Annotated in this window: 16 protein-coding genes and 1 pseudogene; 11 read left to right on the top strand and 6 right to left on the bottom strand. The window is 72.6% G+C overall.

Features of this window, described 5'->3' with window-relative positions:
* Window positions 1-4: 4 nt before the first annotated feature.
* The 9 genes and pseudogenes from ACIRD3_RS19625 (at window position 5) to ACIRD3_RS19585 (ending at window position 16433) form a co-directional block, all read left to right on the top strand.
* Window positions 5-1990 (top strand): beta-galactosidase, encoded by a 1986-nt coding sequence (locus ACIRD3_RS19625; protein WP_402217997.1) that lies wholly within the window; start codon window positions 5-7, stop codon window positions 1988-1990.
* A 36-nt stretch (window positions 1991-2026) separates the two neighbouring features.
* Window positions 2027-4168 (top strand): glycoside hydrolase family 36 protein, encoded by a 2142-nt coding sequence (locus ACIRD3_RS19620; RefSeq protein ID WP_402217995.1) that lies wholly within the window; start codon window positions 2027-2029, stop codon window positions 4166-4168.
* A gap of 168 nt (window positions 4169-4336) precedes the next feature.
* The gene (locus ACIRD3_RS19615; protein ID WP_402217992.1) at window positions 4337-6133 is read left to right on the top strand and encodes a cellulose binding domain-containing protein; all 1797 of its coding nucleotides are present in this window, start codon (window positions 4337-4339) and stop codon (window positions 6131-6133) included.
* Window positions 6134-6232: 99 nt separating this feature from the next.
* Window positions 6233-7744, top strand: coding sequence for a glycoside hydrolase family 43 protein (locus ACIRD3_RS19610; protein ID WP_402217989.1), 1512 nt, complete (start codon window positions 6233-6235; stop codon window positions 7742-7744).
* Window positions 7745-7788: 44 nt separating this feature from the next.
* A complete protein-coding gene (locus ACIRD3_RS19605; RefSeq protein ID WP_402217987.1) occupies window positions 7789-9525 on the top strand; it encodes a cellulase family glycosylhydrolase in 1737 nt (578 codons plus the stop codon).
* A gap of 79 nt (window positions 9526-9604) precedes the next feature.
* Complete coding sequence (locus ACIRD3_RS19600) at window positions 9605-11356, top strand: cellulase family glycosylhydrolase (RefSeq protein WP_402217984.1); 1752 nt, start codon at window positions 9605-9607, stop codon at window positions 11354-11356.
* A 72-nt stretch (window positions 11357-11428) separates the two neighbouring features.
* Window positions 11429-13546: a beta-galactosidase gene (locus ACIRD3_RS19595; RefSeq protein ID WP_402217982.1), complete on the top strand. Its 2118-nt coding sequence runs from the start codon at window positions 11429-11431 to the stop codon at window positions 13544-13546.
* A gap of 710 nt (window positions 13547-14256) precedes the next feature.
* A pseudogene (locus tag ACIRD3_RS19590) lies at window positions 14257-14682 on the top strand (sugar dehydrogenase complex small subunit); the annotation flags it as partial.
* A 17-nt stretch (window positions 14683-14699) separates the two neighbouring features.
* The gene (locus ACIRD3_RS19585; protein ID WP_402217981.1) at window positions 14700-16433 is read left to right on the top strand and encodes a GMC family oxidoreductase; all 1734 of its coding nucleotides are present in this window, start codon (window positions 14700-14702) and stop codon (window positions 16431-16433) included.
* Between the two features lie 118 nt (window positions 16434-16551).
* Here ACIRD3_RS19585 and ACIRD3_RS19580 read toward each other — a convergent pair whose 3' ends face one another.
* On the bottom strand, window positions 16552-17133 hold the full coding sequence (locus ACIRD3_RS19580; RefSeq protein WP_402218282.1) for a helix-turn-helix domain-containing protein: 582 nt from the start codon (window positions 17131-17133) through the stop codon (window positions 16552-16554).
* A 191-nt stretch (window positions 17134-17324) separates the two neighbouring features.
* Here ACIRD3_RS19580 and ACIRD3_RS19575 point away from each other — a divergent pair, with 191 nt between their 5' ends.
* Window positions 17325-18332 carry an alpha/beta fold hydrolase gene (locus ACIRD3_RS19575; protein ID WP_402217979.1) on the top strand — a complete coding sequence of 336 codons (1008 nt, stop codon included), beginning with the start codon at window positions 17325-17327 and terminating at the stop codon, window positions 18330-18332.
* A gap of 32 nt (window positions 18333-18364) precedes the next feature.
* Here the strand turns inward: ACIRD3_RS19575 and ACIRD3_RS19570 are convergent, their stop codons facing one another.
* Entirely contained in the window at window positions 18365-18943 is a 579-nt protein-coding gene (locus ACIRD3_RS19570; RefSeq protein ID WP_402217978.1) for a TetR/AcrR family transcriptional regulator, read from the bottom strand.
* Between the two features lie 86 nt (window positions 18944-19029).
* On the opposite strand from ACIRD3_RS19570, the gene ACIRD3_RS19565 reads away from it, so the two are divergent.
* On the top strand, window positions 19030-19911 hold the full coding sequence (locus ACIRD3_RS19565) for an SDR family oxidoreductase (RefSeq protein ID WP_402217976.1): 882 nt from the start codon (window positions 19030-19032) through the stop codon (window positions 19909-19911).
* A 178-nt stretch (window positions 19912-20089) separates the two neighbouring features.
* Here ACIRD3_RS19565 and ACIRD3_RS19560 read toward each other — a convergent pair whose 3' ends face one another.
* The 4 genes from ACIRD3_RS19560 to ACIRD3_RS19545 form a co-directional block, all read right to left on the bottom strand.
* Window positions 20090-20377, bottom strand: coding sequence for an antibiotic biosynthesis monooxygenase family protein (locus ACIRD3_RS19560; protein ID WP_402217975.1), 288 nt, complete (start codon window positions 20375-20377; stop codon window positions 20090-20092).
* Between the two features lie 56 nt (window positions 20378-20433).
* Window positions 20434-21360, bottom strand: coding sequence for an NADP-dependent oxidoreductase (locus ACIRD3_RS19555; protein ID WP_402217973.1), 927 nt, complete (start codon window positions 21358-21360; stop codon window positions 20434-20436).
* 214 nt (window positions 21361-21574) lie between these two features.
* Window positions 21575-23863, bottom strand: coding sequence for an alpha-L-fucosidase (locus ACIRD3_RS19550; RefSeq protein ID WP_402217972.1), 2289 nt, complete (start codon window positions 23861-23863; stop codon window positions 21575-21577).
* Between the two features lie 102 nt (window positions 23864-23965).
* Complete coding sequence (locus ACIRD3_RS19545; protein ID WP_402217970.1) at window positions 23966-25471, bottom strand: RICIN domain-containing protein; 1506 nt, start codon at window positions 25469-25471, stop codon at window positions 23966-23968.
* Window positions 25472-25781: the final 310 nt, after the last annotated feature.

Raw genomic sequence — 25781 nt, 5'->3', positions numbered from 1 at the left:
CCCCATGGACATCCGCCGGCTCACCGACCGCCTCGGCGGCCTCGCCTTCGGCGGGGACTACAACCCCGAACAGTGGGACGCCGAGGTGTGGAAGGAGGACGACGAGCTGATGCGCCGCGCGCGCGTCAACCTCGCCACCGTCGGCGTCTTCTCCTGGGCCCTGCTGGAACCCGAGGAGGGCCGCTACGACTTCGACCGGCTCGACGCCCACCTCGACCGGCTGCACGCCGCCGGCGTCGCCGTCGACCTGGCCACCCCCACCGCCTCCCCGCCGCCCTGGTTCACCCTCGCCCACCCCGACGCCCTGACCGTCCGCCCGGACGGCACCCGTCTGACCCACGGCAGCCGGGACACCTACTGCCTCACCTCCCCCGCCTACCGCCGGGCCGCCCGCCGCATCGCCGCCGCCCTCGCCGAACGCTACGGCGACCACCCCGCGCTCGCCCTGTGGCACGTCCACAACGAGTACGTCACCCTCTGCTTCTGCGACCACACCGCCGCCGCCTTCCGGGTCTGGCTGCGCACCCGCCACGGCTCCCTGGACGCCCTCAACGAGGCCTGGGGAACGGCCTTCTGGAGCCAGCACTACACCGCGTGGGAGCAGATCCTCCCGCCCCGCACCAGCCAGTGGCACCACAACCCCGGCCACCTCCTGGACTACAGGCGCTTCTGGTCCGACGAGACCCTCGCCGCCTACCGCGAGCAGCGCGACGCGATCCGCGCCCACAGCGACCGGCCGGTGACGACCAACCTCATGGTGCCCGACTACCAGAACCTGGACCTGTGGGCGTTCGGCCGCGAGGTCGACCTGGTCTCCATCGACCACTACCCCGGCGCACCCGGCGTCGACGCCGCCGCCCAGGCCGCCTTCGACGCCGACCGGGCCCGCTCCTTCGCCGGCGGCGGCCCCTGGCTGCTGATGGAGTCGGGCACCAGCACCGTCTACGCGGGCGACCGCGTCCTCCCCAAGGAGCCGGGCGACATCCTGCGCCACTCGCTCGCCCACATCGCCCGCGGCTCGGAGGGCGCGCTGTTCTTCCAGTGGCGCCAGTCCCGGGCCGGCGCCGAAACGTGGCACTCGGCGATGGTCCCGCACGCCGGGCCCGACAGCCGGATCTTCCGCGAGGTCACGGCGGCCGGAGCGGCCGTCGCCCGGCTCGGCGAACTCGCCGGTTCCACCGTCGGGGCCGAGGTCGCCGTGCTGCACGACTCCGACGCCTGGTGGGCGACGACCGTCGACGGCCTCCCGTCCGCCGAGCTCGGCTACCACCCCGCGCTGCGCCGCGCCCACCGCGCGCTGTGGGACGCCGGGCTGACGGTCGACTTCGCCCACCCCGAGCACGACCTGAACCGCTACCGGGTCGTCCTCGCCCCCGCCCTGTTCCTGCTCACCGACGCGGGCGCCGAGAACCTGCGCCGCTACGTCGCCGACGGCGGCACCCTGCTCCTCCAGCACTTCGGCGGCATCGTCGACGAGCGCCTGCACGCCCGGCTGGGCGGCTACCCGGCCGCACCGCTGCGCGAGGCCCTGGGCATCCGCGTCGAGGAGCACCGTCCGCTGGCGCAGGGCGAGGAGATCGCCCTCTCCGACGGCTCGACGGGCTCCTCCTGGAGCGAGTCCCTGCGCACCGAGGGCGCCGAGGCGCTCGCCGCCTACACCCACGGAATGCTCGACGGCAGCCCGGCGCTCACCCGCCACGCCTTCGGCTCCGGCCACGGCTGGTACCTCTCCACCCGCCTGGACGACGCGGGCTACACCGCCCTGGTCGGCCGGCTGCTCACCGAGGCCCGGGTCCTCCCCGGCCTCCCCGGCCTGCCGGCCGGTGTCGAAGCCGTCACCCGGCACGCTCCCGACGGCCGCGCCTGGCACGTCCTGATCAACCACCTCGACGAACCCGTCCCGCTGGCGCGGCCCGGTCACGACCTGCTCACCGGCGGGACGGTGAGCCGGCTGCCCGCCGGCGGCTGCGCCGTCCTGCGCGCGTTGTGAACGCTCACTGAGCTCCCGCCTCCGAGGAAGGCCACCATGAGCGACCCGCACGAGACGATCCGCTGGGGCCACGACGCCCTGGAGCTGGAGATCGCCCTGGGCGAGCACGGCACCCCGCGCCTGACCCGCCTCGGCGCGCCCGGCGAGAAGGGCACCGCGCCCCGCCCCGCCGCACCGCTGCCGCTGGTGGAGGTGACGACCGCCGGTCTCGGCCGCTACTGGTCGGGCCGGCACCTCGTCAACACCGTTCTCGGCGGGCGCCTGCGCCACCGCACGCACCGGGCGACCCGGGACGGCGGCTGGCACGTGCTCGCCGTCGAACTCCACGACCCGGAGACCGGCCTGACCGCCGAGGCGGTCTACCGGTCCCCGGACGGCCTGCCGGTGCTGCGCAGCGAGGTGCTGCTGCGCAACGACGGGCCACGGACGCTGCACCTGGAATCGGTCTCCTCGCTCGTGGCCGGCTGCCTCACCGGGGGCGACCCGGGGGAACTGGACGACGCCGACCTGCTGTGGGCGGAGAACGAGTGGTTCGCCGAATGCCGCTGGCAGCGCCAGCCGCTGCGGGTGTCCTCGCCCGAACGCAGCGGCCGCTTCCACACCACCTCCGGACGCAGCACCCGCGTCGTGGCCGGACAGGGCGTGTGGTCCGGATGCGGCCACCTGCCGATGGGCGGCCTGACCGACCGGGAGTCCGGCCGCACCTGGCTGTGGCAGGTCGAGCACAACGGCGGCGGCTGGCGCTGGGAGTGCGGGGTGCGCGACGACACCGCGTACGCGGCGCTCCACGGCCCGAACGACGCCGACCACGGCTGGCGCCACCCGCTGGAGCCCGGCGCCGGGTTCCGCACCGTGCCGGTGGCCCTGGCCTTCGGCGCGGACGGCGGCCCGGACTCCGCCTTCGCCGCCCTCACCGCCTACCGCCGGGCCACCCGGCGCCCGCACCCCGACCACCACCGGCTGCCGGTGATCTTCAACGACTACATGAACTGCCTGATGGGCGATCCGACCACCGAGAAGCTGCTGCCCCTGGTCGACGCCGCGGCCGAGGCCGGCGCGGAGTACTTCGTCATCGACGCCGGCTGGTACGACGACGGCGGCACCTGGTGGAGCTCCGTCGGTGCCTGGGAGCCGTCGGCCTCCCGCTTCCCCGGGCCGAAGGGGATCCACGAGGTCCTGGACCGGATCCGGGAGCGGGGCATGGTCCCCGGCCTGTGGCTGGAGCCGGAGGCGGTCGGGGTGAACAGCCCGGTCGCCGGGTCCCTGCCGGAGGAGGCGTTCTTCCGCCGCGCCGGGCGGCGCGTCGAGGAGGGCGGCGGCCGGTACCACCTGGACCTGCGGCACCCGGCCGCCCGCGCCCACCTGGACCGCGTGGTGGACCGCCTGGTCGGCGAGTGGGGCGTCGGCTACCTCAAGCTCGACCACAACACCGACCCGGGCTCCGGCACCAGCAGCCACCCGGGAGAGGCCCCGGCGGCCGGCCTGCTCGGCCACAACCGGGCCCACCTCGACTGGCTGGACGGCATCCTGGACCGGCACCCGGACCTGGTGATCGAGAACTGCGCCTCCGGCGGCATGCGGATGGACCACGCCCTGCTCTCCCGACTGCAGCTGCAGTCCACCAGCGACCAGCAGGACCTGCTGCGCTACGCGCCGATCGCGGCCTCGGCCCCCACCGCCGTCACGCCCGAGCAGGGCGCCGTCTGGGCCTACCCGCTGCCCGAGGACTCTCCCGACGAGGTCGCCCTGACGATGGCGAACGCGCTCCTCGGCCGTATCCACCTCTCCGGGCGGATCACCGAACTCCCGCCGGAGGCACGGAACCTGGTCCATGAGGCGGTGGCCGTCCACAAGTCGATCCGCGCCGACCTGCCGCAGGCGCTGCCCGCCTGGCCGCTCGGGCTCCCGGGCTGGGAGGACCCGTGGATCGCCCTGGCCCTGCACACCCCGGCCACCACCTACCTCACCGTCTGGCGGCGCTCCGGCGAGCAGGCCGTCAAGGACCTCGACCTGCCCCACCTGGCCGGCGCCGAGGTCCGCGCCGAGGTGCTCTACCCGGCGTCCAGCCGGGCCCGCGCCACCTGGCACCCGGACACCGCCGAACTCACCCTGACCCTGCCGGCGGCCCCGTCCGCCGTTCTGCTGCGCCTCACCCCGCAGCCGGGCGAGAGGAGTTGACGATGCGCCGGACGAGCGCGCGCGGCCCGCCGCGCCGACCCGCGTTCCGACGAAGCAGTCGAGCGTCCGGGCCCGACCCCAGCAGCCGCGCGGGCCCCTGCCGTCCAGATCGCGGGAGTTCGTTCCCCACCCGAACACCTCGCACCCCCACCCCACTGGAGGGACGCCATGAAATGGTCAGTCCGCACGTGTCATGATCGCGTCATAGCCGCCGCGGCGGCCCTGGCGCTCGCGGCCACCGGCGCGATCGCCGCCGTCGCGCCGCACGCCGCCGCCGCACCGCCCGCCGCCGCACAGCCCGCCGTCACGGCGAGCACCGTGTCGGTGTCGGTCGACGCCGCCCTGCAGCTCGCCACCGTTCCCGCCACCGGCGTCGGCGTGAACATCCCGGTCTACGACGCCGCCATGAACGCCGCCGCCACCCCGGGCCTGCTCGGCACGGCCGGCATCAACACCGTCCGCTACCCCGGCGGCAGCCACTCCGACGCCTACCACTGGCAGACCGGCACCACCGACGACGGTTCGTACGTCGCCCCGAACACCGGCTTCGACGCCTTCATGGGCACCGTGCGCGCCGCCGGAGCGCAGCCGATCATCACCGCCAACTACGGCTCGGGCACCCCCCAGGAGGCCGCCGCCTGGGTCCGGTACGCCAACGTCACCAAGGGCTACGGCATCCGGTACTGGGAGATCGGCAACGAGGTCTACGGCAACGGCGAGTACGGCGCCACCTGGGAGCACGACACCCACAGCAGCAAGAGCGCCACGACCTACGCGAACACCGTGCTCCAGTACGTCTCGGCGATGAAGGCGGCCGACCCGAGCGTCAGGATCGGCGCCGTGCTGACCACCCCCGGCTACTGGCCGGACGGCATGGTCGGCCCGGGCGACACCACGGACTGGAACCACACCGTCCTGTCGATCGCCGGCTCGAAGATCGACTTCGCCATCGTGCACGCCTACCCCACCAGCACCAGCCCGGCCGACCTGCTCACCAAGCCGCAGGCCCAGAACGCCGCCATCACCGGCGCCGTGCGCTCGCTGATCAACCAGTACGCCGGGACCAACGCCCCCGACGTCGGCATCGCGGTGACCGAGGCGAACGCCCAGGCCTACCTCGACACCTCCCCCAACGGGCTGTTCGCCCCGGACGACTACCTCACCTGGCTGGAGAACGGCGTGTTCAACGTCGACTGGTGGGACCTGCGCAACGGCACCGACTGCACGAAGGTGACCACCGTCGAGGGCGCCACCGACTACAACGACGGCGGCATGGTCTCCAGCGGCTCCCCCTGCGAGCCCGCCGCCAACACGCCCTTCCCCGCCTACTACGGCATCCAGATGATCAGCAGGCTCGGCGCGCCCGGGGACACCCTGGTCAAGGCCGCCAGCTCGTCCCCGCTGCTCACCGCGCACGCCGTCCGCCGTGCCGACGGCGACGTGGACGTCATGCTGATCAACAAGGACCCGAACAACGACGCCGCGGTGAACCTCTCCTACACCGGGTTCACCCCGTCCTCCGCCACCCCGACCGTCCACTCCTACCTCAAGAACGCCCACGGGATCGGCACGGCCCGGTCCGGCAGTCCGACCGCCCAGACCGTGCCCGCCTACGGCATCACGGTCGTCCAGATGCACCCCACCAGCGCGCCCTGCCGGGTCGTCTACAACAAGAACGAGTGGCAGGGCGTCATGGTCGGCTCCGTCACCGTCGTCAACAACGGCCTCGGCCAGGTCAACGGCTGGTCCCTCGGCTTCGACTTCCCCGGCGACAACGGCATCACCAACACCTGGAACGCCTCGGTGTCGCAGAACGGCCGGAGCGTCAACGCCGGGAACGTGTCCTACAACGCCTCCGTCCCGCAGGGCGGCAGCGTCCAGTGGGGCTTCAAGGCCACCTGGGCCAGCAGTGACGCCGACCCCTCCGCCTTCCGGTTCAACGGCGCCACCTGCGCGATCGGCTGAACCCGATGAGCCGGTGGTGCCCCGGGCTCCGGCCTTCCCCAGGGCCACGGGCCCGGGGCACCACCACCCCGACGAGCACCTCCGAAAGGAACCGACCACGTGTCAGACCAGCCCCAGCCGACCGGCACCCTGCCCAACCCGGTGATCCCCGGATTCCACCCGGACCCGAGCGTCTGCCGCGTGGGCGACGACTACTACCTCGTCTGCTCCAGCTTCGAGTACTTCCCCGGCATCCCCGTCTTCCACAGCCGCGACCTGTTCCACTGGACGCAGATCGGCAACGCCCTCGACCGGCCGAGCCAGCTCCGCCTGCCGCGCGAGTCCCCGTCCTCCGCCGGGATCTACGCGCCGACGCTGCGCCACCACGACGGCCGCTTCTGGCTGATCGTCACCAACGTCAGCGGCGACGGCAACCTGCTCTTCACCGCCACCGACCCGGCCGGCCCCTGGTCCGACCCGGTCCGGCTGCCCGGCGTCCACGGCATCGACCCGGACCTCGCCTGGGACGAGGACGGCACCTGCTGGTGCACCGTCGCCGGCGTCTCCCAGGTCCGCCTCGACCCGGCCACCGGCGAGACCCTCGGCGAGTCGCAGCGGATCTGGTCCGGCGCACCCGGCGCCATGGCCCCCGAGGCTCCGCACCTGTACCGGATCGGCGCCTACTGGTACCTGATGATCGCCGAGGGCGGCACCGAGCGCGGCCACGCCGTCTCCATCGCCCGCGGCACCTCGCCCTCCGGGCCGTTCGAGCCGTGCCCGGCCAACCCGGTGCTGACCCACCGCGGCATCGACCATCCCGTCCAGAACACCGGGCACGCCGACCTCGTCCAGGCGCCCGACGGCTCCTGGTGGATGGTGCTGCTCGGCGTCCGGCCGCGCGGCGGCACCCCCGCCTGGTACGTGCTCGGCCGGGAGACCTTCCTCGCCCCGGTCGCGTGGGTGGACGGCTGGCCGGTGGTCGGCCCGCTCACCACCGAACTGCCCGCACCCTCATGGCCGTTGCACCCCGCGCCCGCGGTCCCCGGCCGGGACGACTTCGACCAGGCCGAGCTCCACCCCCAGTGGATCTCGGTACGGAGCCGTCCCGAGCAGCTGGTCACCACGAAGGAGCGCTCCGGCTGGCTCACCCTGCGCGCCGCCGGCGCGTCCCTGGACGAGAACGACGTGGTGTTCGTCGGCCGGCGCCAGCAGCACCTCGGCTGCCGGGCACGCACCCTGATCGACCCCGCCGAGGGCCGTGGCGGCCTCGCCGTCCGCATGGACGAGGACCACCACTACGAGATCGAGGCGGCCGACGGCGAGGTGAAGGTCCTCGCCCGGATCGGCTCGCTGCGCACCGAGGTGGCCTCCCGCCCGGTGCCCGCCGGAGCCGTGGTGCTCGGGGTCGACGTCGTCCCGCGGCCGACGCGCGGACCGCGCACCGGCCCCGACGACGTCGTCCTCGGCGTCGAGGAGCCCGAGGGCACCTTCACCGTGCTCGCCACCCTCGACGGGCGCTACCTGTCCACCGAGGTGGCCGGCGGCTTCACCGGCCGGGTCATCGGCATGTACGCCGCGGCCGGCACCGTCCACTTCGACCGGTTCGACTACGAGCCCCTCCCGTTTCCCTGACCACCCGTCAGGGGTTCCCGCCCGTTCACCCGAAGGGACATCCCGTGAACGACGCACGACAGTCCGCCCGCAGGCTCCACCGGACGGCCGGGCTCGTGGTGGCCCTGGCCACCACCGGCGCCCTGTGCGGCGGCACCGCCGTCGCCGCCCCCGCCGACAAGGCCCCGTCGGCAGCCGAGGCCGCCGGGCGCAGGGTCCCGCACGACCCGATGGCCGCGGTGGCGCAGATGCAGCCCAGCTGGAACCTCGGCAACACCCTCGACGCCATCCCCGACGAGACCTCCTGGGGCAACCCGCTCACCACCAAGGCACTGTTCGACCACCTCAGGTCCGAGGGCTTCCGCAGCGTCCGCATCCCCGTCACCTGGTCCCAGCACCAGTCCGCCACCGCCCCGTACACCATCGACCCGGTGTGGATGAAGCGGGTGAAGCAGGTGGTCGACCTCGCCCTCGCGGACGGCCTCTACGTCGAGATCAACGTCCACCACGACTCCTGGCAGTGGATCAAGTACATGTCCACCGACCACGACACCATCATGGCCCGGTTCGACTCCACCTGGCAGCAGATCGCCACCGTCTTCAAGGACGAGCCCCGCACGCTGCTCATGGAGAGCATCAACGAGCCGCAGTTCGACGCCGCGACCGACGCCCAGAAGACCCAGTACCTGCGGGAACTCAACACCTCGTTCCACCGCATCGTGCGCGACTCCGGCGGCAGGAACAAGGACCGCCTGCTCGTCCTGCCCTCGGAGGAGACCAACAACGCCCAGCACTGGCTGGACGACCTCTCCACCACGATGAGCTCGCTGCACGACCGCAACCTGGTCGCCACCGTGCACTACTACAGCTGGTACCCGTTCAGCGTGAACATCGCCGACGGGACCACCTACGACGCCACCAGCCAGAAGGACCTCACCGAGGGCTTCGCCCGGGTGCACGACACCTTCGTCAAGAAGGGCATCCCCGTCTACGTCGGCGAGTACGGCCTGCTCAGCGAACCCAACTCCGGCACCGTCGAATACGGCGAGATGCTCAAGTACTACGAGCACGTCAGCTATGCGGCCCGGGCCAACGGATTCACCACGGCGCTCTGGGACGACGCCAACTACCTGGACCGCACCACCCTCCAGTGGCGGGACCGGTCCCTGATGAACCTGATCAAGGCGTCCTGGACCACCCGCTCCGGCACCGCCTCCACCGACAACCTCTTCGTGCCGCGGTCCGGGCCCATCACCGCGCAGAGCATCACCCTCAACCGCAACGGCCAGTGGTTCGCCGGCCTCTGGCAGGGTGAGCTCCCCCTCATCCAGGACATCGACTACACCGTCGACGGCGACACGCTCACCCTCACCGCCGACGCCCTCACCCGCCTCGCCCGCGACCGCGCCGCCGGCATCAACACCACCCTCGAAGTCCGCTACTCCGGCGGCGCTCCCTGGCAGCTCGACATCCGCTCCTACGACAAGCCCGTCATGTCCGACGCCACCGGAACCACTGACGCGCTGGTCATCCCCACCCGGTTCAACGGCTCCCTGATGGCCAACGTGCAGTCCACCTACGCCGACGGCACCGCCGCCGGCCCCGCCTCCTGGACCACCTACCAGACCTTCGGCGACTTCGGCCCCGACTACACCGCCGACACCACCACCGTGAAGGCCGACTTCCTCACGTCCCTCAAGGACGGCGCCCCCGCGACGCTCACCTTCCGCTTCTGGACCGGCGACACCCTCACCTACACCGTCACCAGGACCGGTGACACCGTCACCGGCACCGCCTCCTGACGCCGGCCCCTCCCCCTTTCCAGGCCGCCGGCCCCCCGGCGGCCGGGCTCCCCCACCCGTTCACCCGAAGGGACATCCCGTGAACGACGCACCGCAGACCGCACGCCCGCGCACCCGCCGGCTCCTCCGGACGGCCGGCCTCGTGGTGGCCCTGGCCACCACCGGCGCCCTGTGCGGCGGCACCGCCGTCGCCGCCCCCACCGACCGTTCCCCGTCGGCGGCCGAGGCCGCCGGCGCCCGGGTCCCGCACGACCCGATGGCCGCGGTGGCGCAGATGCAGCCCAGCTGGAACCTCGGCAACACCCTCGACGCCATCCCCGACGAGACCTCCTGGGGCAACCCGCTCACCACCAAGGCGACGTTCGACGGCCTCAAGGCCCAGGGCTTCCGCAGCGTCCGCATCCCGGTCACCTGGTACCCCCACCAGTCCGACACCGCGCCCTACACCATCGACCCGGTGTGGATGAAGCGGGTCAAGCAGGTGGTCGACCTCGCCCTCGCGGACGGCCTCTACGTCGAGATCAACGTCCACCACGACTCGTGGAAGTGGATCGCCGCGATGTCGACCGACCACGACACGATCATGGCGCGGTTCGACTCCACCTGGCAGCAGATCGCCACGACCTTCAAGGACGAGCCGCACACCCTGCTCATGGAGAGCATCAACGAACCGCAGTTCTCCGACGCGACCGACGCCCAGAAGACCCAGTACCTGCGGGAACTCAACACCTCGTTCCACCGCGTCGTCCGCGACTCCGGCGGCAGGAACAAGGACCGCCTGCTCGTCCTGCCCTCGGAGGAGACCAACAACGCCCAGCACTGGCTCGACGACCTCTCCACCACGATGAGCTCGCTGAACGACCGCAACCTGGTCGCCACCGTGCACTACTACAGCTGGTACCCGTTCAGCGTGAACATCGCGAACGGCCCGACGTACGACGCCAAGGCGCAGTCGGACCTGACCGAGGGCTTCGCCCGGGTGCACGACACCTTCGTCGCCAAGGGCATCCCCGTCTACCTCGGCGAGTACGGCCTGCTCACCTCGCCCTACTCCGGCGTGGTCGAGCGCGGCGAGATGCTCAAGTACTTCGAGCACGTCAACTACGAGGCGCGGCGCAACGGCATGACCTCCGCCGTCTGGGACGCCGCCAACGACTTCCTGAACCGTTCCACCATGCAGTGGATGGTCCCCGAGATGAAGGCCCTGATCCAGACCTCCTGGCGGACCCGCTCGGGCACCGCCTCCACCGACAACCTCTTCGTGCCGAAGTCCGGTCCCATCGCCGCCCAGACCCTCACCCTCAACCGCAACGGCCAGTGGTTCGCCGGCCTCTGGCAGGGCGACCGCCCGCTGATCCCCTTCCTCGACTACACCCTCGACGGCGACAAGCTCACCCTGACCGCCGACGCCCTCACGCGGTTGGCCGGGGACCGCGCCGCCGGGATCAACGCGACCCTCGAAGTCCGCTACTCCGACGGCGTCCCGTGGAAGCTCTTCGTGCGCTCCTACGACAAGCCGACCATGGCCGACGCCACCGGGACGCTCGACGGGCTCACCATCCCCACCCGGTTCAACGGTGCGCTCATGGCCAACGTGCAGTCCACCTACGCAGACGGCACCGCCGCCGGCCCCGCCTCCTGGACCACGTACCAGTCGTTCGACAACCTCCGTGCCGACTACGGCGCCGACACCACCACCCTCAAGCCCGACTACGTCAAGTCCCTCAAGGACGGCGTCCCGGCGACGTTCACCTTCCGCTTCTGGACCGGCGACACCCTCACCTACACCGTCACCAAGTCCGGCGGCACCGTGACCGGCACCGCGTCCTGACCCCGCTCCCTCCGTTCCGCCCCGGCTGCCTCCCCCGGCAGCCGGGGTTCCCACACGTCCCGAGGTGCACCCGTGTTCCCGCTGCCCCCGCGCGTCCTGTTCGGCGCCGCCTACTACCACGAGTACCAGCCGTACCCGCGGCTCAAGGAAGACCTCGACCTGATGGCGGAGGCGAAGTTCACCGTCATCCGGGTCGGCGAGTCCGTCTGGTCGACCTGGGAGCCCGAGAACGGCCGCTTCGACCTCGACTGGCTCACCCCCGTCCTGGACGGCGCCCAGGAGCGCGGCATCGCCGTCGTCCTCGGCACCCCCACCTACGCCGTGCCATCGTGGCTGGCCCGGCAGTACCCCGAGATCGCCGGCGACCGGGAGACGGGCCGGCCCATGGGCTGGGGCGCCCGCCAGGAGGCCGACTTCTCCCACCCCGCCTTCCGCCACCACGCCGAACGCGTCACCCGGGCGATCCTCGACCGCCACGCCGCGCACCCGGCCGTCATCGGCTTCCAGGTCGACAACGAGCCCGGCCTGCGCCTGCCCCTCAACGAGGGCGTCTTCCAGCGCTTCGTCGACCACCTGCGCCACACCTACGGCGACGTCGAGACCCTCAACCGCGAGTGGGGACTGGTCTACTGGTCGCACCGACTCTCCACCTGGGCCGACCTCTGGCGGCCCGACGGCAACCAGCAGCCGCAGTACGACGTCGCCTGGCGGGCGTTCCAGGCCCGTCAGACCACCGAGTTCATCGCCTGGCAGGCCGCCGTCGCCCGCGAGTACGCCCGGCCCGACCAGTTCGTCACCACCTGCCTCGCCTACCAGCACCCCGCCATGGAGGACGACGAGATCACCGACGCCCTCGACGTCACCGCGGGCAACCCGTACTACGACATGCAGGACGCCCTCACCTTGCCCGACCCCACGCCCGACGACCACGAGCAGTGGTGGAAGACCACCGGCGTGTGGGCGCTGTACCAGAGCGCCGACCGGATCTTCTCCTCGCGCCAGGAGCCGTTCCTCGTCACCGAGACCAACGCCCAGGCCATCAGCGGAACTTCGGAGAACCGGCCCGCCTTCGACGGGCAGTGGCGGCAGGCCGCCTGGGCGCTCGTCTCGCGCGGTGCGCGGATGATCGAGTACTGGCACTGGCACACCCTGCACTTCGGCGCCGAGACGTACTGGGGCGGGATCCTGCCGCACAGCGGCAGGCCCGGCCGGGTCTACGCCGAACTCGCGCGGCTCGGAGCCGAGTTCGAGACCGCCGGCTCGCTGGTCGCCGGGATCGCCCCGGACGCCGACCTCACGATGGTCTACTCGATGCCCAGCAAGTGGCTGATGCAGAAGTACCCGCCGCTGGCGAAGCCGAACGGCGATCCGGACCCGACCTCCTACCACCGCATCTTCGACGCCTTCTACCGCGGCGCCTTCGAGGCCGGCCGCCAGGTGCGCATCCTGCACGCCCGCCGGCTCCACGACACCGGGGGCGAGCGCGCGGGTCTGGCACCCGACGAGGCCGCCGGGCGCCACCCCGTACTGGTCGTCCCCGGCCTCTACCTCGCCGAGGACTCCCTGCTCGACTGGCTCGCCGCCTACGCCGAGGCCGGCGGCCACCTCGTCCTCGGCCCCCGCACCGGCTACGCCGACCACGAGGCCCGGGCCCGGCACGAGACCGCCCCGCCGCGCCTGACGACCGCCGCAGGCCTCTGGTACGACGAGTTCAGCAACCTGCCCGCGGACCTCCCGGTGCGCTCCGCCCCCGGCAGCCCGCTGGACCTGCCGCCGGGCGCCACCGCGACCCGCTGGATCGAGGGCCTCACGGTCACCGACGCCACCGTGCTCGCCGGGTACGAGCACCCCCACTTCGGCCGCTGGCCCGCCGTCACCACCCGCCGCCACGGCGCGGGACGGGTGACCTGCGTCGGCACCGTTCCCGGCCGTGACCTCGCCCGGGAGCTGGCCGCCTGGCTGACCCCGGACCCCGCGAGCGGCTGGCGCGACCTGCCCGCCTCCGTCACCGCGACCACCGGGACCTCCCCGGACGGACGCCGCGTCCACGTGGTCCACAACTGGAACTGGCAGCCCGTGGAGGTGCCGGCACCCGTGGCGCTGACCGACGTCCTGAACGGCACCGCCGTCACGGCCGGCGAACCGCTCCCCCTCGGCGCCTGGGACGTCCGGGTCCTCGTCGCGCACTGAATCGCGGAGGCGGCGAACCGGAGGCGGCGTCGCCGTTTCGCCCTGGAGCGGAGTGTCAACGCTACCGATTCAGCGGACAAGAAGTCGGCGAGGCCGCTACCCAGTCTTGACCGGTCGCGGAGACGCCTTCCGGGCCCCGCCGGCTCGGGCCCCGAAAGGCCTGACCGGGAGCGCCACTTCCCCAGGGAACCCAGCTGCCACGCCTGCCTGCGGTCGAGGGTCGCGGTGCCATGGGCGGCGAAGACGTCGACGCCGGCGCCGGCCACGGCCCCCGACCGGCGCTTGGCGTTCGAGAACACCACCGAGGGCACCGCCTCCGCCCTGGCGCCGGTGTGCCGGTCATCGCCGTCCGCGGGCGCAGCCGGACCGCGCGGCGATCCCGATCCAGCGGCGCCGCGCGTCCCCGCAGGCGGCCGATCACCGGCGGCTCGCCACCGTCGGTGATTGAAGCCGGTCGAGCACGAACGTACAGTAGCGGCGCCTCAGCCGACTGTGACGACGGCATCGCCGGAGGTCACACCTCGCCGACCGACCGCACAGGCGGCTCCGCCCTCCACCCCAAGGGGCTGCCATGACCATGCTGCTGGTCCGGCTCGTACAAGATCATCGGCTCCGAGCCCGACGGAGGCCCCGTCGACTTCGTCCCCGCCGACCCGACCGGAGCGCCGTCCGGATGACCCACCAGCCCGAGGACATCGTCCACGCCGAAGGCTGAGGAGCCCACCACCATGACCGATGCCACCGACTTCCTCGCCCTGTCCGAACTCCTCACCGGGGAAACGGGCTTGGACGAACAGCTCGCCGAGGCCTACCGGGGCCGACTCTCCGCCGCCTACCCGCAGGACCTCCCGGCCCTGCTCGCCGCCTACCGGGCCGCCGTCACCCAGGGTGACCCGCTCGGCGCACTGACCACGGCCGTCAACACCGACCCCAGACTGGCCCGGCTCACCCGGGAGACCGTCACGGCCTGGTACACCGCGCAGTTCCTCAAGCCCGACGAGACGCCCGACGCGCCCGCGACCCCGCAGCAGTACCAGGCGGGCCTGATCTGGGAGGTCATCAGGGCGCACCCGCTCGCCACCGCCCCCGTGCCCCCGGCCGCCAGCGGCTACGGCTACTGGACCCAGCACCCCTGAGCCGAGGAGACCACCCCGTGAACGACTCCGTGGACCCGACCACCCCCTTCGACGTGGTGATCGTCGGCGCCGGCGTGGCCGGCGCCCTCACCGCCTGCCGCCTCAAGGCCACCAGGCCCGACACCCGCATCCTGATCCTGGAGGCGGGGAACAACGCCACCGATCCGGCCCAGCGCGCCGCCTTCGTGGACACCTACCAGATCTCCGCCGGCAAGTCCGTCCCCTCCCCGTACGCCGAACTGCCCAACAACAAGGAGAAGTTCGCCCCCTCCTCGGACGGCGTCCCGGACTTCACCGTGATGAACCAGTACTACGACGAGGACGTCAGACTGGACGTGTTCGCCAGCGGTTTCCAACGGATGATCGGCGGCAGCACCTGGGTCTGGCGCGGCAACACGCCCCGCTTCGTCCCCAACGACTTCCAGCTCAAGACGAAGTACGGCGTCGGCGTCGACTGGCCGATGAGCTACGACGACCTGGAGCCCTACTACATGGAGGCCGAGAACGAACTCGGCGTCTCCGGCAACGGCAGCGAGTGGGTCGGCATCACCCCGCGCAGCGGCGACTACCCGATGCCCGGCATGGCCCCCAGCTACGGCGACGAGCTCGCCCGCGCCGCGCTGTCCACGATCAAGCCGATCGACGGCATCCCGGTGAAGATCGTCACCACCCCGCAGGCCCGCAACTCCCACCCCTACCAGGGCCGCAGCGCCTGCCAGGGCAACTCCAGCTGCATCCCCATCTGTCCCACCGGCGCCAAGTACGACGCGTCCGTCCACGTCACCAAGGCCCGCGACGAATTCGGCGTCGGCATGCTCACCGCGAGCGTGGCCACCCGCATCGCCCCGCCGGCCGGCGCCGGCGGGCCGTACACGGTGTTCTTCCGCGACTGGACCACCGCCGACCGCGCCGAACGGCAACTCACCGCCAGACACGTGGTCCTGGCCCTCAACGCCATCGAGACGCCCAAGCTCTGGCTGCTCTCCGGCCTCGGCAACAGCAGCGACCAGGTCGGCCGCAACCTCATGGACCACCATTCCGCCGAGATGGTCGGCCTGTTCGGCCAGCCGGTCTACCCCTTCCGCGGGCCGCAGTCCGCACTCGGTATCGACTCCTTCCGCGACGGCGACTTCCGCAGGAACAACGCCGCCTTCCGGATGACCATCGGCAACGACGGCTGGGGGCGCAGCGGTTCGCCCGAGAAGACCCTGCAGGGCTTCCTGTGGGACGACACCGGCAAGAAGGTGAAACTCCTCGGCAAGCCGCTGCAGCAGGCCGTCGCCGACAAGGTCACCCGGATGCTGCGGATCGGCATCTCCACCGAGCAGCTCCCCAGCCCGGACAACCGCGTCACGCTCTCCGACAAGACGGACGCCCTCGGCATCCCCCACCCGAAGATCGCCTACAAGCTCGACGACTACTCCAAGCGCGCCCTCGCCTACGGTCACAGCGTCACCCGCCGGATGTGGCAGCACCTGGAGGACACCGCCGGCGCCACCCGGATCGACCCCCTCCAGCCGACCCTCAAGTACAACGGCGCCGGCCACCTCATGGGCACCATGCGCATGGGCGCCGACAAGGCCACGGCCGTGGTCGACGCCTGGGGCAACTCCCACGACCACCCCGGCATCTGGATCGTCGGCTCCTCCGTCTTCCCCACCGGCGGCACCGCCAACCCCACCCTCACCGTCGCCGCCCTCACCCTCCGCACGGCTGACGCCCTCGCCGCCGCCCTCGCAACCAACCCCTGACCCACCGAGCACTACGGCGTGTCCCCCACGGGACCACTCCGCGCTCGCGAGCCCCCCGGGACCCGGGTCGACGGCGCCGACGAAACAGGTCGGCGCCGTTCGCGTCAGGACCGGCGGATCACCACGTCTCCCGGGCTCGGCGGGCAGGGGGTGGGGTGCGGGATCGCAGGCGCTCGCCCTGCGGCCCGAACATGATCAGGTATTCGACCGGTCCGCCGGGTCCGGCGTTCGCGACTCCGTGGGCGGTGCGGGTGTCGAACTCGGCCACGTCCCCGGCGCTCAGTACGAGGTCCTGCTCGCCGAGCGCCAGCCACAGCCGCCCGTACAGGACGCACAGCCATTCGTAGCCGTCGTGGGAGACCTGCCGCGGCCGCGCCGGCGGGGCGTCGACGGCGGGCAGGACGTGCTTGTGGGCGTGCAGGCCCCCGACGTAGCGGGTCAGCGGGAGCACCGCCTTGTCACCGCCGGAACGCCGCGGCACCGGGGTGCGCCGTCCGGCCGTCGCGGCGGGTGCGGTGCCGGCCAGCTCGTCGAGGGAGACGTCGTACGCCTTCGCGAGCTGCAGCAGCACCTCCAGGGTCGGCTTGCGCCGCCCGGTCTCGATCCGTGACAGCGTGCTCGGCGAGATGCCGGTCGCGCGGCTGACGCCGGTGAGCGTGGCGCCGAGCCGCTCGCGCGCGGTCCGCAGCCGGGGGCCCATGGCCGCCAGCGTGTCGGCTGTGCCGTCGTCCGTCACCGTCGCCCCACTCCCTGCGGCCCCGTGCCGCCGCCGCCGTCCCGGCACCGCCCTGTCCTGCCAGTTTGCCAGAATGGCAACGGTGTTCGCGTCGCGCGGTCGCCGCGCCGCATGATCGGCGGTGACCGCAGCCGCCCGTGAACCGAGGAGAAGCGATGCACCAGCCCGCACCGTCCGCCGACCTGCGCCACCGTACCGTCGAGGCACCCGCGGGGCGCCTGCACCTGGTCGAGCAGGGCACCGGACCGCTGGTCCTGCTCGTCCACGGCTTCCCCGAGTCCTGGTACTCCTGGCGCCACCAGCTCCCGGCCCTCGCCGCGGCCGGGTACCGGGCCGTGGCGCTCGATGTGCGCGGCTACGGCCGCTCCTCCAGGCCGGCCGCGGCGGACGCCTACCGGATGGTCGACCTGGTCGAGGACAACCTCGCCCTGGTGCGCGCCCTGGGCGAGGAGGGGGCGGTGGTGGTCGGGCACGACTGGGGCGCGAGCATCGCGGCGACCTCCGCCCTGCTCCACCCCGAGGTCTTCCGCGCCGTCGCACTGCTGAGCGTCCCCTACGCGCCGCCGGGCGGCCCCCGCCCCACCGACGTCTTCGCGCGGATGGGCGGCGACCAGGAGTTCTACGTCTCGTACTTCCAGGAGCCCGGCCGGGCCGAAGCAGAGGTGGAGCCCGACGTCCGGGGTTGGCTCGCGGGCTTCTACGCGGCCATGTCCGGCGACACCATGCCCGCCCACGGTGAACCCGACCCGCACTTCGTGAGCCGCGCCGACGGCCGGCTGCGCGACCGCTTCCCCCGTGGCGAGCTGCCCGCCTGGCTGACCGAGGACGACCTCGACGTGTACGCCGGGGAGTTCGAGCGCACCGGCGTGACCGGGGCGCTCAACCGTTACCGCTGCATGGACCGCGACTGGGAGGACCTCGCCCCGTACGGCGGAGCCCCCATCGCCCAGCCGTCCCTGTTCATCGGCGGCGCCCTGGACGCTTCCACGAGGTGGATGGCCGACGCGATCGACGCCTTCCCGGCCACCCTCCCGGGCCTGGCCTCCAGCCACATCCTGGACGGCTGCGGGCACTGGGTCCAGCAGGAGCGTCCCGAGGAGGTCAACCGTCTGCTGACCGCCTGGCTCGACTCCCTCGCCGCCCCCGCATCCCCCCGGGGCTGAACCGGCGGGTGCGCCGGCCGGTGCTCGTCGGGTCAGCCCAGCGACGCGCTCGCGGCACGCAGTTCGTCCAGGGCCGCCAGGGTGTACCCGGCGAGCCCGTCCTCGGCGCCGCGGTCGTCCTCGGCCCACGCGGCGTACCCCCGTTTGAAAGCCAGGACGCCCAGCTCGCCCGCGAGAGCCGCCGTGGGATCGGGGACGCCGCGGGCGATCAGAGCGGTCGTCATCGCGGCCGCGAGACCGACGGTCTTGAGGGCGTCGCGCTCTTGGAGCTCGGCGCTGGCGGCGACGGCCGCCTTCAGACGGGGGGCGAGCTCGCGACTGCCGGGGCCCATCGCGGCCGAGGCGCGTTCGAGACCGGCGGCGACCGCCTCGAGCGGGCGGGCGTCGCCGGGCGCGTCGGCGATGCCCTCGGCCAGCAGCCGGCTCAGCGTCTCCTGACCGGCGACCAGCAGCTCGCGCTTGTCGGGGAAGTGCCGGAAGAAGGTGCTCTTGGTGACGCCGGCGCGCTCGGCGATCTGGGCGACCGTCGTGGCGTCGTACCCCTGCTCCGTGAACAGGTCGACCGCCGCCACGACGAGGCGTTCACGCGCGCCCGGTTCCCATCGACTCATGGGCTCAGCATATGTGATGGGACTCTTGTCCCATCACTCTGCTACGGTGATGGGACAAGAGTCCCATCACTTCGTGGAGGGTTTCCATGCGCGTCTTCGTCACCGGCGGCACCGGTCTGATCGGTTCCGCCGTCGTCGCCGAACTCCTCGGCAAGGGCCACACCGTCCTCGCGCTCGCCCGCTCCGACGCCTCCGCACAGGCCGCCGAGGCGGCCGGTGCCGAGCCGCTGCGGGGAGGCCTCGCCGATCTGGCCGTCCTGCGCTCCGGGGCCGCCCGGTCCGACGGGGTGATCCACCTGGCCTTCGGCAACGACTTCAGCAGCCCCGAGGCCCTCGCCCGGAACGTCGCCGAGGAGACCGCCGCCCTCACCGCCCTCGGCGAGGAACTCGTCGGCAGCGGCCGCCCCCTGGTCACCGTCTCGGGTACGCCCTGGATTCCGGGCCGCGCCTCCACCGAGGCCGATCCGGTGCCGGCCGACGGGCCGGTCGGCGGCCGCGGTCGCACGGTCACGGCGGTCCTGGGCCTGGCCTCGCGCGGGGTCCGGAGCACGGCGGTACGGCTGCCGCGCACGGTTCACCACGAGGGCACGGGCGGGTTCGCCGGCCTGCTGACCGACATCGCACGCCGGAGCGGGATCTCCGGCTACCCCGGCGACGGCACGCAGCGCTGGCCCGCCGTCCACGCGCTCGACGCGGCCGTCCTCTTCCGGCTCGCCCTGGAGCGGGCGGAGGCCGGTACCGCCTGGCACGCCGTGGCCGACGAGGGGGACGAGGTACGGGACATCGCGGCCGTCATCGGCCGACGGCTGGGCCTGCCGGTCGCGTCGGTGCCGGAGGAGACCTACGGCCCGCTCGGCCCGATCTTCCGGGCCGACCAGCCCTCCTCCAGCACCCGCACCCGGCAGGCCCACGGCTGGGAGCCGAAGCACCCCGGACTCCTGGAGGACCTGGAGAACATCCGGCCCTGACCGACGGCCGACGACCGGGGCGGACGCGCCGCCGGCGCTCCGGCACACACCTCCGCCCTGTGGACCGCCGACCACGCCGACGCCCTCCGCCGCTCCCGCACCGGCCGGCCGGGCCGACCGAGTGGCCCGACGGGCTCGGGCGCCGACGAGCCGGTACGCCGCGGGCCGGCGGTTCGGGTCAGACGAGGGCGTAGGCCTCCGCCTGGCGGTCGATGAGGTGCGGGGTGATACCGGCGAGGACCAGTCGCTGGTAGGGCAGGCTGTCGCGGTGCGCGGCCAGGGCGTTCTCGTCCTCGTACTCGGCGAAGACGACGAAGGCGCCCTGGTCCCGCAGGGAGCGGACCACCCGGAAGGAGAGCACGCCGGGCTCGGTGAGCGCGGCCTCGGTGACGGCGGGGAGCAGATCGGCGACGTGCTGCTCGGCGCCGGTGTCGGCGAGCCAGTCGGTGATCACGACGAGGGACACGGCGGGGTCCTTCCGGGTGGTGCGGGACGGTCCTGGCGAGGGGGCCGGGCGGAGGGTCAGGGGATGGTGACGACGATCTTGCCGCGGGTGTGGCCAGCGGCGTTGAGGCGCTGGGCGTCGGCGGCCCGCTCCAGGGGGAACGTCGCCGCGACCTCGACGGTGAGCCGGCCGCTCTCGGCGAGGTCGGTCAGGGCGGTGAGGTCGGCCGCGTCGGGGCGCACGAACACGTAGCGCCCGCCGAGGGCGAGGACGGCACCGTCCGCGACGGAGGCGAGGCGGCCGCCTTCGGCGAGCAGCTCCGGCGAGACCTGGAGGGCTTCGCCGCCGACCAGGTCGAGTACGGCGTCGACGCCCTCCGGCGCCAGCACGCGGACGCGGTCGGACAGGCCGTCGCCGTACGCCACCGGCTCGGCGCCGAGACCGCGCAGGTAGTCGTGGTTGCGGTCGCTGGCGGTGCCGATCACCCGGGCGCCGAGGGCGACGGCGATCTGGACGGCGAGTGAGCCGACCCCGCCGGCGGCCGCGTGGACCAGCACGGTCTCGCCCGGCTTGACCTCCAGGGCGCGGGTCAGCGCCTGGTAGGCGGTGAGGCCCGCCAGCGGCAGGCCGGCGGCCTGGGCGAAGTCCAGGTTGGCGGGCTTGCGGGCGAGGGTGCGCACGGGCGCGGCGACGTACTCGGCGAAGGTGCCGCGGCGCACCATGTCCTCGCGGACGTAGCCGATCACCTCGTCGCCCGGGGTGAACTCGGTGACTCCGACGCCGACCTGCTCCACGACACCCGCGACGTCCCAGCCCGGGATCACGGGGAAGACCACGTCCATCGCGCCGTCGAGGTAACCGGCCTGGATCTTCCAGTCGACCGGGTTGACCGACGCCGCCGCCACACGGACCAGGACGGAGTCCGGGCCGAGCTTGGGCTCGGGCACGTCCCCGTACTCCAGGACGTCCGGTCCGCCGTAGCTGCGGTAGGTGATGGCCTTCATGGGTGGTGCTCCTCGCAAGAAGTGTTGACTCACTCGATGGTTCATCCCATTAAGTAATGATGAAACGGTAAGACTGAATAGTTGAACCTGTCAAGTAACTCTCTGCCGCTGTCCACGCCGGGCCGGGATGGACCGTGCCGGGCCGGGACCGGCGGGCGGTCCCGGCCCAGCGCGGCCGCCTCCGGCTGCGGCGTCCGGCCCCGGGCGGCGTCCGTCAGAGGGCGACGATCTGCCAGTCCTGGTTGGCGCCGCCGGTGGTGGGCCACTGGATGACGTCGGCGCCCTCGGCGGTCGAGGCGTTCGCCACGTCGGCGCACCAGCCGTTGCGCACGTTCACCAGCCGGTAGTAGCCGCCGACCGCGGAGGGGGCGAGCTGCCACGACTGGTTGTCGCCGCTGTCGCCGGTCCACTGGTCGAGGTTCGCGCCCTGGGCGGAGTTGCCGGGGCTGTCGAGGACCTTGCCGCTCCTCACGTTGGCCAGCCGGTAGGACCCGTCGGAGTCGGGCAGCAGCTTCCACTGCTGGCTGGTGCCGGCGTTCCAGGTCGACTGGACGACGAGGGCACCGTCGGAGGTGGAGCCGCCGCTGACGTCCAGCACCTTGCCGCTGTTGCGGTTGACCAGCCGGACGGTGCCCGGGTCCGAGCCGAAGGGGCGGTCGTAGACCTCCAGGGTGCGGATGGACGCGTAGACGTTGGTCGGCAGCCCCGTGACGGTGACCCGCACGTACCGCGCCTGGGTGCGGAACCGGGCGGTCTGGACCTGGCTGGTGCTGGTCGTCGCGGTGCGGTCGGCCAGCGTGGTCCAGGCGCTGTTGTCGGTGGAACCCTCGATCGTGTAGCGGTAGTTGACGTTGTCGAGCTCCCACGCGATCCGGGTGCCGGTCAGCGAGCGGGTCGAGCCGAGGTCGACCGTCAGCCAGTGGCCGGTGGCGCCGTCGTTCGCGCACCAGCGGGTGGCGGTGGACCCGTCGACCGCCTTGGCCGCGGTGTTGCCCCTGGAGCTCTCCTCGCTGTCGGCGGTCGCGGTCCGGCCGGCGGCGACGTCGCCCGGCTGCACGCTCCGGTCGAGGACGACGCCGATGACGCTGTCCTGGGGGTGGGTGGTGCGGTCGATGCCGGTGACGGTGACCTTGCGGTCGGCGCCGACGGTGAAGGCGAGATTGCCGCCGGACCGGACGTCGAAGACCCGGGTGACCTGGGCGTCGCCGATCGCCGGGGTGGTGAAGGAGGTGCCGTTGTAGCCGGGGAGCAGGTGGACGTAGAAGGTGTCGTCCTTGGACGTGAAGCCGTACTGGCCGTCGACCGGGTTCCACGGGCCGCCGCGGGTGCCGTAGACCGACGGCCCGCAGGCGCTCATGAAGGTGCCGATCCGGCGCAGCAGGGCGGCCTGGGTGCCCGGGACGGTGCCGTGCCGGTCGGGGCCGACGTTGACCATCACGGTCATGTTCCGCACCCAGCAGTTGACCAGGATGTTCATCGCGGTGTCGTAGCTCATGGCGGAGTCGCCGGAGTAGCCCCAGGTGCCGCCGACGCTGAAGACCTTCTCGACCAGCCGGCCGGTGCGGATCGCCCCCGTCGGGACGCCCGGGCCCTCGTCGCTGTCGTAGTCGCCCTTCCAGCCGGAGCGCGAGGTGGCGACGATGTCGGGCTGGTGCTTGCGGACCATGCCCATCAGGCCCAGCGGCCTGCCGTCGGCGTCCGTCTCGCCGTAGGCGGCGTCCACCTGCCACTGGTTGGCGGCATCGCGGAACCGACCGGGCTCCCAGAAGAACGCGCCGGCCGCGTCGGTGCCCTGCTCCGCGATCCAGCCGCCGTCCCACCACAGGTCGTCGATGACGCCGTACTGGGTGACCAGTTCCTTGACCGACTGGTACACCTCGGTCTTCATGATCCGGGCGTTCTCCTTGTGCGCCGGATCGGTGGTGTAGTTCCAGGGGTTGGCCGCGCAGTCGGTGCCGGTCACGTCGTAGTAGCCGGGGTAGCGCCAGTCGATCGGCGAGTAGTAGAGGCCGACCTTCAGACCGGCCGCCCGCACCGCCGCGACGTAGTCCTTCACGAAGTCGCGGTGGAGCGGCGCCTGCCCGGAGGACCAGGCGTTGGGGTGGTTCAGCGGCCACAGCGCGAAGCCGTCGTGGTGGCGGGTGGTGAGCGTCACGTACTTCGCGCCGAAGTCCTTCGCCAACCGGGCCCAGGCCGCCGGGTCGTAGGCGTCGGCGGTGAACTGCTGGGGAGTCGCGTCGGTGACGTACTTCCGGTAGTTCTCCGGGGTGACGGCGGCGCTGTGCATGTACCACTCGCCGTTGGCCGGGCCCGCGTACGGTCCCCAGTGGATGAACATGCCCAGCTTGGCGTCCTGCAGCCACTGGAGCTTGGCGTCGGGCTGCTGCTCCAGGCCCAGGTCGACCTGCGGGATGCGCAGCGGCGGGAGCGGTAGCGGATCGGCGGCGACCGCGGCGTACGCGGGCGTCGACGTGGCGGCGGAGCCGATGGCGGCGGCGGTCATGGCCGCCATTCCGGCGAGAACCGATCTGCGCGAGATGAAGTCCGACACGGGATACGTCCTCACGTGTGTTCGTCCCTGGACATGGGTGGGGGTGAGTGGCTGTCAGGCGGGGGTCAGGGTCCAGTTCTCGGCGGCGGCGCCCACGCTGCCGGCGGTCTCCTGGTCCACGGCCGCGCCCTGCGTGGTGGAGCCTCCGGTGCCGAGGACCAGGCCGCTGCCGATGCCGACGAGCGTGTACGTGCTTCCGGTGGTGCTGCCGGTGAGGTCCAGCGCGAACTGCTGGTTGGCGCCGCCGTTGCAGGTCCACTGCTGCAAGGGCGCGCCGGGGGTGGCCGAGTGGCCGGGGACGTCCAGGCAGAGGCCGCTGTGGACGCCGGTCAGGGTGTAGACGTTGTCCGCGAGCCGGGTGAGCCGCCACTTCTGGTTGGCCCCGCCGGTCGCCGGCCACTGGATGACCGGGCCCCCGGTGGCGGTGGAGGCGCCGGAGACGTCCAGCAGCATCGAACTGGCCTGGCCGGTGAGGGTGTAGGTGCCGGCTGCGGGGACTCCGCCGCCGGCCGACCAGGTGCCCGCGGCGGTGTCGAGGGACCAGGTGGGGTACTGGCCGAGGTTCAGCGTCGTCCCCCGGACGGTCAACGGGAGCCAGATCAGCCTGGAACCGCCCAGGTCGCCGGTGTCCCAGCGGTCGCCCGCGTAGACGTACGTGCTGCCCGAAGTCCCCTGGACGGTGATGATGTTGGCCGTCTGGCTCCCGTAGGTGTCGGTGCCGGGGGCGGCCACGTCCTTCCAGGCCGACCACGGTCCGGCCGGGGACGTCGCGGTGGCGTAGACGTTGTCGTTGAGGTACCACCCCGACAGGTGGGAGCCCATCAGGTAGTAGAGGCCGCCCACCTTCACCATGGCCGGGGCCTCGATGCTGCCGCCGCCCAGGAGCGCGACCGGGCTGTCCACCGAGAGGTAGTCGGCGGAGAGCCTGTCGATCCGCAGACCGCCGTGGTCGCGGTCCTCGGTCAGCAGGTAGCCGGTGCCGTCGGGCTCCTGGAACAGGCCCAGGTCCCGGCTGACGTTGCCGAGCGGCCGGAAGCTGCCCCGGTAGACGTACGGGCCGCAGGGGGTGCTGCTGGTGGCCACGCCGGCCTTCGCGTCGGAGTAGTCGGCGTTGTCGATGTGCAGGTACATCACGTACGTGGCGGTCGAGGCGTTGTAGATGACCTTCGGCCGCTCGACGATCCGGTTCGGCCCCAGGTCACCGCTGCCCTGCCTGGCCAGGGCCACGCCCTGGTGGGTCCAGCTGCCGAGGTCGTCGGAGGTGTAGCAGGGGATGTCCTGGAACGAGGTGTTCGCCGAGGTCTGGCCGGTCTTGTCCTCGCCGAAGCCGTACCAGGTGCTCCCCACCTTGACGATGCCGAGGCCGTGCAGCTGGAGCGCGTTGCCGTGCTGGTCGGTGCGGGCGGCTCCCGGGGTGAACGTCACCGGGCCCGCGGCCGCCCGGGCCGGTGCGACGGGCAGCAGCACCGAGGCGAGGGCGCCGACCAGGGCGAGCAGTCCGGCGAGCGCGGTCGGCCACCGGGTGACCGGCCGGCCGCCGCCTGAAGGACAGTGGGACAAGGGATTCACCTCTCCATGAGACGTGTGTCGCCGCCATGACATGGGACGGATTAAGTCTCAAAGGTCGGGTGCTTGTCCAGAGTTATGACCGTTTTCCTCGATGGATTCCGGCAAAGATGACCGATACATCTGATCTATCGGTGCCACACATGGGACGATTGGCCTGCGGAGAGCCGAGGTGGGGGGGCCCGGGCGGGGGCCCCCCCCCCGCGGGGGGCGGGGGGGGGCGCCGGCCCCCCCCACCATGGGCCCCCGCGGGCTGGGGCGCAAAGAGCCGGCGGGCCCCCCCGGGGTGGGTTGGGGACCGGTT

This window comes from Kitasatospora sp. NPDC093550, from assembly GCF_044764985.1.
Taxonomy (GTDB): Bacteria; Actinomycetota; Actinomycetes; order Streptomycetales; family Streptomycetaceae; genus Kitasatospora.
Note: the sequence above shows the minus strand (reverse complement) of the source record. Positions and strands in the feature narration are given on the sequence as shown.

Bases quoted from the DNA above. Each gene is read 5' to 3' on its own strand.
- ACIRD3_RS19625 (WP_402217997.1), top strand. From the start codon at position 5: ATGGACATCCGCCGGCTCACCGACCGCCTCGGCGGCCTCGCCTTCGGC.
- ACIRD3_RS19620 (WP_402217995.1), top strand. From the start codon at position 2,027: ATGAGCGACCCGCACGAGACGATCCGCTGGGGCCACGACGCCCTGGAG.
- ACIRD3_RS19615 (WP_402217992.1), top strand. From the start codon at position 4,337: ATGAAATGGTCAGTCCGCACGTGTCATGATCGCGTCATAGCCGCCGCG.
- ACIRD3_RS19580 (WP_402218282.1), bottom strand. From the start codon at position 17,133: ATGGGCCCCCGGCTGCGGACCGCGCGCGAGCGGCTCGGCGCCACGCTC.
- ACIRD3_RS19575 (WP_402217979.1), top strand. From the start codon at position 17,325: ATGCACCAGCCCGCACCGTCCGCCGACCTGCGCCACCGTACCGTCGAG.
- ACIRD3_RS19570 (WP_402217978.1), bottom strand. From the start codon at position 18,943: ATGAGTCGATGGGAACCGGGCGCGCGTGAACGCCTCGTCGTGGCGGCG.
- ACIRD3_RS19565 (WP_402217976.1), top strand. From the start codon at position 19,030: ATGCGCGTCTTCGTCACCGGCGGCACCGGTCTGATCGGTTCCGCCGTC.
- ACIRD3_RS19555 (WP_402217973.1), bottom strand. From the start codon at position 21,360: ATGAAGGCCATCACCTACCGCAGCTACGGCGGACCGGACGTCCTGGAG.
- ACIRD3_RS19550 (WP_402217972.1), bottom strand. From the start codon at position 23,863: ATGACCGCCGCCGCCATCGGCTCCGCCGCCACGTCGACGCCCGCGTAC.